The organism is Peribacillus sp. NPDC096540 (assembly GCF_050278525.1).
Taxonomy (GTDB): Bacteria; Bacillota; Bacilli; order Bacillales; family DSM-1321; genus Peribacillus.
The window spans coordinates 1-6724 of record NZ_JBNNTG010000081.1; the positions used below are offsets into that span (position 1 = coordinate 1).

Annotated in this window: 6 protein-coding genes; 2 read left to right on the forward strand and 4 right to left on the reverse strand. The window is 38.8% G+C overall.

The genetic code is table 11. The annotated features are described in order from the left end of the window. Positions 1–252 precede the first annotated feature (252 nt). The 3 genes from ACQKMR_RS27925 to ACQKMR_RS27935 form a co-directional block, all read right to left on the reverse strand. Positions 253–501: a type B 50S ribosomal protein L31 gene (locus tag ACQKMR_RS27925; protein ID WP_427700174.1), complete on the reverse strand. Its 249-nt coding sequence runs from the start codon at positions 499–501 to the stop codon at positions 253–255. Between the two features lie 143 nt (positions 502–644). Then, positions 645–2663: an ABC transporter ATP-binding protein gene (locus ACQKMR_RS27930; protein WP_427700175.1), complete on the reverse strand. Its 2019-nt coding sequence runs from the start codon at positions 2661–2663 to the stop codon at positions 645–647. Then, entirely contained in the window at positions 2660–4411 is a 1752-nt protein-coding gene (locus ACQKMR_RS27935) for an ABC transporter ATP-binding protein (protein WP_427700176.1), read from the reverse strand. Before ACQKMR_RS27935 ends, ACQKMR_RS27930 begins: the two co-directional genes overlap by 4 nt. 942 nt (positions 4412–5353) lie before the next feature. Here ACQKMR_RS27935 and ACQKMR_RS27940 point away from each other — a divergent pair. Beyond that, positions 5354–5836, forward strand: a complete 483-nt coding sequence (locus tag ACQKMR_RS27940; protein WP_427700177.1) for a DUF2515 family protein — start codon at positions 5354–5356, stop codon at positions 5834–5836. A gap of 268 nt (positions 5837–6104) precedes the next feature. Continuing rightward, positions 6105–6440, forward strand: a complete 336-nt coding sequence (locus ACQKMR_RS27945) for a hypothetical protein (protein WP_427700178.1) — start codon at positions 6105–6107, stop codon at positions 6438–6440. Positions 6441–6586: 146 nt separating this feature from the next. Here the strand turns inward: ACQKMR_RS27945 and ACQKMR_RS27950 are convergent. Further along, on the reverse strand, positions 6587–6724 hold a 138-nt coding region (locus ACQKMR_RS27950; RefSeq protein ID WP_427700179.1), incomplete at its 5' end, for a zinc ribbon domain-containing protein.

Sequence of the window (6724 nt, forward strand, 5' to 3'; positions counted from 1 at the left end):
ATCAGCTTGAAATGATTACTTTAGATCAACTGGTGCCAGCGAACCATTTGGTTCGAAAAATTGAGGCCGCCATTGACTTCTCATTCATATATGACAAGGGGTGCCTGGAGCAACCCTTTTTTTCTTATTAGGATCTTAAATGAGGCATTCACTACATTATAACTAAAGAATTTATAAACCTTAATTCACCCACGAGTTCTTCCACCTCACAAAATAAAAATAAAGGCCATCGATTTCTCGATAGCCTTAACATCATTTTTTCATACTATATTTTTCCAGGAAGCGATCCACGCGTCCGCCTTTTTCAGCAAATTTCTGCTTGCCGGTATAAAAAGGGTGCGTATCTGAACTAATCTCTACTTTTAATAAAGGATAAGTTTGACCGTCTTCCCACTTAATTGTTTCACTAGATTTTTTCGTGGAGCCTGTAATAAATTTATAACCACTGTTAGTATCCATAAATACTACTTGCTGATAATCAGGATGAATTCCTTGTTTCATTATTATCACCTCTTCGTAAGTATATTTATATATTAAACGTAATGATTACTATTATCAAGAAACATGCTTGAGATGCCGTTACACCGGCACCCTCATTTTCTAAAAAATTATTCTTAATTTCCCCTTCATTATTCCACTAGGTTTTATCCAGCCATTCCATTATGCGACCCAGCCTGCAGTTCATACATTTGATAGTACTTTCCTTTCAATTCCATTAATTCTTCATGTGTCCCCTGCTCAGAAATCTGCCCTTTATCCAGTACAAGAATTTGATCGGCATTTTTAATCGTGGAAAGCCTATGTGCAATGATAAAGGTCGTTCTTCCTTTCTTCAGCACTTCCATTCCTTCCTGGATAATGGCCTCTGTTTCAGTATCGATGCTCGCTGTCGCTTCATCCAAAATCAAAATCGCCGGATTAAATGCGAGTGCCCGTGCAAAGGAAATTAGCTGCCGCTGTCCTGAAGACAAAGTCCCTCCTTTTTCAATCACCGGCTCATCTATCCATAGAGGCAGATGCTTCAGCACTTTGTCCCCGCCTACAGCTTTTAATGACTTTTCAACCATTTCCCTTGTGATATCTTTATGATTAAGACTGATATTGGAAGCGATGGTTCCAGTAAATAAATATGGATCCTGAAGGACAATTCCCATATGCTCCCTAAGTGTTTGATGAGGAATATCCAAAATATCCCTTCCGTCAATCTTGATTTGTCCTTCACTACTATCATAGAAACGGAACAACAAATTCATTATTGAACTTTTTCCCGAACCAGTATGCCCAACTAAAGCTACTGTCTCACCTTGTTGCGCAGAAAATGAAATGTCTTTTAACACATATTCATTTTCTTTATAGCCGAATGAGACATTTTCGAATTGCACGTTTCCTTTATATCTAGAAATGTTTTCATCACTGACTACTAATCCCTGCTCATCCAATAAACTGAAAGCCCTCTCCCCTGCAACAAGGGCTTGTTCTAGGTTAGCAAACTGATTGACAATCCCGTGAAGCGGATGAAGCAGACGACTGATCAAATCAACAATTGCATACATCAACCCTAAAGAAATAGCTGAACTTGCTGTAAGCGACATCCCGCCGAAATACCAGACAAATACTATTAGCGCTATAACCTTAATGACACCAATCAAGTTTCCTCCCGTTAATGAATTTAAATTGAGCATTTTATTTTGATACGAATAATGCTCACGGTTCAATTTTTCGAAAGAATGTTTTGTCTCCTTTTCACGTCCGAATGCCTGAATGATGTTCATTCCTTGAATGGATTCATTGATCATCCCGTTAATATCACTGACTCGTTCCCGAATAATGTGATTATATTTCGAGGCAAATTTGCGATATACCTTCGTCCAGATAACGATAATTGGAATAAGTAAAAGTCCCATGAGCCCTGCACGCGCATCCAAAATATACAAAGCAATAAGAACGCCAATAATATTAATAGTGCTCGAAAAGAAGTTGGCGAGCACGGTCACATATAATTCTCGAATCGCCTCAGTGTCATTAGTAACCCTAGCGACAACTTTCCCAGCAGGCATATTATCGAAATAACGAATGGGCAATCGGGAAATATGGGTAAAAATATCATTTCGCATCTTCTGAATAATTCGATTTGCAGCTTTCTGTAAATAAAAACTCTGTCCATATTGAAAAACAGAAGAAATGATAACAAGACCAAAATAAAAAGCTACAAGCTTTATAATTCGCGGAATTTCTGGTTGGTAGAACCCCATTAATTCCTGACTTGTTAATTTCTCTACTGATGCCATTTGCTCTTTTCCGTTTTTCTCAATTATTAATGTTTGATTTTCTAAGGTTCGATCGCCATCTATGGCAACAGCTTCATTGACAAAGACGAATTGATTGCCAACCTGCAATACATGGACTTCTTTTCCTTTCTTCTCATCTTCGGTAAAATAATCTGCCCGTTTATACCATTTATCACCGTACTCAACAGCATCTTTGCCTTTTTCCGTTTCATACCAAGAAGATTCGATACCAAGTATGTGAGAATCAATGATTTTTTTAGCGATGAATGGACCCGTTAAGTCGGCGGCAACGGAAAGAGCTAGCATGATTAGGGCACCAATAATCAATTTTTTATAAAGAGCAGCATATTGATAGAGTTTCTTTACGACCTTCATGCTTTCACCTCCGTTTCTTCATCTACCTGCTGTCGCTCATATTGCTCCCTATACCAGCCATTTTGCTTCAGTAAATCTTCGTGAGTTCCTTCTTGGATAATCTCCCCGCTGTCCAACACGATAATTCGGTCCGCATGCTGAACGGCTGATAAGCGATGGGTTGTGATGATGGTCGTTTTTCCCTCACGTTCATTTTGGATATTTTCAATGATTGTCGTTTCTGTCTTTGCATCGACGGCTGATAAGGAATCATCCAATATAAGAATTTCCGGATTTTTAATCAGGGCCCTTGCAATCGATATCCGTTGCTTCTGCCCACCTGAAAGAGCGACCCCCTTTTCACCAACGAGTGTCTCAAGACGTTTAGGCAGCATCGTTAAATCCTTCTCAAAATCCGCAAGCCGGATAGCTTCAGCCAGTTCATCCTCCGTTGCATCCATTTTACCGAATAAGATATTGTCTCTCACAGACTTTGAGAATAAAAAATGATCCTGCGGAACGTACCCGATCCATTTACGAATATCTTCAAGCTCCAGTTTTTCTAACGGCATGCCTGAAAAAGCAATCTCCCCGTTTCCTAATGGATATTCCCGTAGTAACTGCTTCACGAACGTCGTTTTTCCACTTCCTGTTTTCCCTACAATTCCCAAGGTCTGGCCACGCTCAAGTTGAACGGAAATATTGGAGAGATTAACAACTGTTGAAGATGGATACGTAAAAGAAACTTGATCAAATTTAAGATCTTCCGGATTAGAAATCCTCTCCAGCTTTAATGAATTTTTCACATCCGCTTCATAAGAAAGAGTATCTTGAACACGGTCAAGCGAAGCATTTCCTCTTTGCATGACGTTGATTAGTTCACCCACCGCAATCATCGGCCAGATTAACATTCCAAGATACACATTGAATGAAACAAGACCTCCAAGTGTAATGGTTTGTTGAAAAACAAGATAAGCACCATAACCCAAACCGATTAAATAACTGATACCAATGATAATGCTAATCGTCGGGTCAAAAAGTGCATCAATTTTCGCTACCTCGAGGTTTTTACGATATACATCCTCAGTCATTTCATCAAACCGCTTTTCGTCCTCCCGCTCCTGAACATAGGCCCGGATGACCCGTATACCAGAAATGGATTCCAGCACTTTGTCATTTAAGTTACCAAAGGCTTCCTGTGCATCCGTAAAACGTTTATAAATTTTTTTCACGTAAATTTGCATCATTAAGGCCATGATTGGAAGTGGCAACACCGCCGCTATCGTCAATTGCCAGCTGATAGTTGCACCCATCATAATCACAACCGTGATAGTGAATAGAACTGAGTCAACGAGCGTTAATATCCCAAACCCCGCAGTGAGCGAGATTGCCTTTAAATCATTGGTGGCCCTTGCCATTAAATCTCCTGTCCGGTTTTTTTCATAAAAAGTCGGCGTCATTTTCAACAAGTGCCCCATAAACCCGGACCTGAGTTTTCGTTCGACCAAGTTTCCGCCACCGAATAAAAGATAACTCCATAAGTACCCAAATAGATAGCTGGTACTCAGGACAATGAGCAAATAGATAACGTATTTCATGATTCCTTCATGCGTCATGTTGCCGTTGTTCATGTCATCAATAGCATTCCCGACAAGCTTTGGTGGAATAACCTCCATAACATTCACTAGACATAAAAATAAAATGGCCCAGGTATAACGCTGCCATTGCTCTTTAAAATACCAGGACAGCTTTTTAAATATCGCAAACATGAATTCCCCTCCCTTATGTTCTCACCATTAATTTGCTAGCCGCTTTCTGGATCTCCTGGTTGGAGTAGAACTACCATTTTTTTTTGTCTCATTTATAATTCCTCCTGTCTTCTATATAGAAAGGATGCTATTGCATCGGATTCCCTAAATAACAAAAAGCCCCCGTTAATTAAGCGGAAGCTTTTTAGATGCGTAAGAAAACACATATAAAAGGCGCAGGCCGCGAAACTTCCACAACCTGCGCTTAAAAATAATCAATGAGCACGCTCGATCCTTTGTCTATAAAGACAAAGCCTCAAGGCAGGCGGACGTATGAAAATATACGATTTTAACTTCAATGTGCTTATCTAATTTAGTCATGACGTTCGCCTCCATTTATTATAAATTATTGGATATTTTTGCCTTGTGTTTAAAGATTACTATGGGTGTATATATTTGTCAATTGTGACTTTTCTAGATTATTAATGAATAATCCTTTATTCTTATAAGAACGACGCAACCTTAAGGAGGTTCAGCATATGCCTTGGAGAAAATATATACTCCTAGCAGTACCCTTTTTATTTTCATCCATATTCATCTTATTTGCCGTTCCGGTCCAATATAGACCGCTATCATTCATTCCCGTGTTACTTTTCTGGATAGTTTATTATATTTTATTGAACCGGGAAAAGAAGAAGAAAAGTAATAGATGACGAAAAAATTTCTTCATCATTCAACCATTTGAGGGCGATGCAAAGGCAAAGCCCTTTTCTTGGTGTGCTGCATATAATAATTGAAAACATTCGTGGTGATTATATGTTCTCGCAATATGTGCAAAAGTTGTTGGGCAAACCACCTGTCAAAACTAAACCGATTATTGATGCAGAAAGGTTTGGGACTCTAAAATCCCAATTATAAAACGAGCTTTTTCAGTCTTTAGATGAATCAAAAGCATTTTTCCCTGTGGAAACGGCTCTAATAAAGAGCGTACGTACTGAGACAGCTGCTCTGAACCGGAATAATGTAACAAAGACTCAAGCCTACCTTTCCTATTACAGGCGGAATCCCGAGGTTCATTGGTCTTTTTTAGCTCATATGGTTTCTAGGAACGGTGGATACCATATGACTGATTTAAAGAGTTCATCCATGACCCACCTCTTCAACAAAGAGGATCGGAAAAAATTCTTCTTTTTCCTCGAACGCGCAAATTCAGCAATCTTTGCAGATTCCTTTCCACAGCTCCTTTTATATGAACATTCCAAACGAAGAAAGCTTTCATTAAGAAAGTTTCTACAAACCTTTCATATTTCAAGATTCTTGGCACCGATATGGGAATCGTTTTTAAATGAACCTCATTCACCTCTATTAACAAATGCTCTTATTATCAATGATCAAAGACTGCTCGAGGAAAGGATAATTAACCGACCCGGCATGGTGAAATTCTAAGACGGATTGATTTTCAGTTGCAGGAACTTTTAGGGTTTACGACGATAATCTACTTTCCATATGTATCGAAGATTTACAAACCTTCCCGATTATAAAAAAGGTAGACTTGACCAAAAAGACGCTCGAAAATATCCAGCATCTCAAAAACATCAATAAATTGAAGTCAATAATCTAGTTTCACGCCTCTTACTTTGAATACCCCATCCTCCATTTGGCAAGAATGGTTAGCAAAAAGAATGGGTGAAGCAAAATGAGAGGCATTGTACTAATGAATTCAAACTACATGATCGGTGAATTACATACGAATGAAAGCTTTGCAATCCAAAAGATTGTGACGGACAAATATATAAAAGAAAAAAATATTTCCCCGGTCATACTAAATCCTTATCAGCTCTATCCTTATTACACCATCCCACATGTACTTCTCTCTGATTTACAAAATAAAAAGGCAGATACGATTGATTGCCTCGTGCTACATTCTATTGAAACGATGGAACGATTTATCTATATCTACCCTGAAAAGTGGTTCGATCTTTGCGGATATTTCAAAGAGATAATCTGTGTGGTAGATCAAACTCCTGTAAGGAAAAATGAAGTTAATTAGGTATCGCCATATTTATAAGTCACAAAAATCAACGTACTTAAGGCGGTGTGAATCAGCAACAATTGAACTACCCACCACTTATCGACCTTACGGTCTGATTGAAGTGGGGGATTCCTAAGAACATTAGCCTATCGGCCAATTTTTTATTAGGCTACTCCCGTAGTTCCTACGGTTAGAAGCCTTATGGCTTCATTCATTAGATTGAGTCCTGCGTTAATATCTCGATCGTGGTGAGTAGAACAAAAAGGACAATCCCATTCACGAAGATTCAGATGTTTAACGTC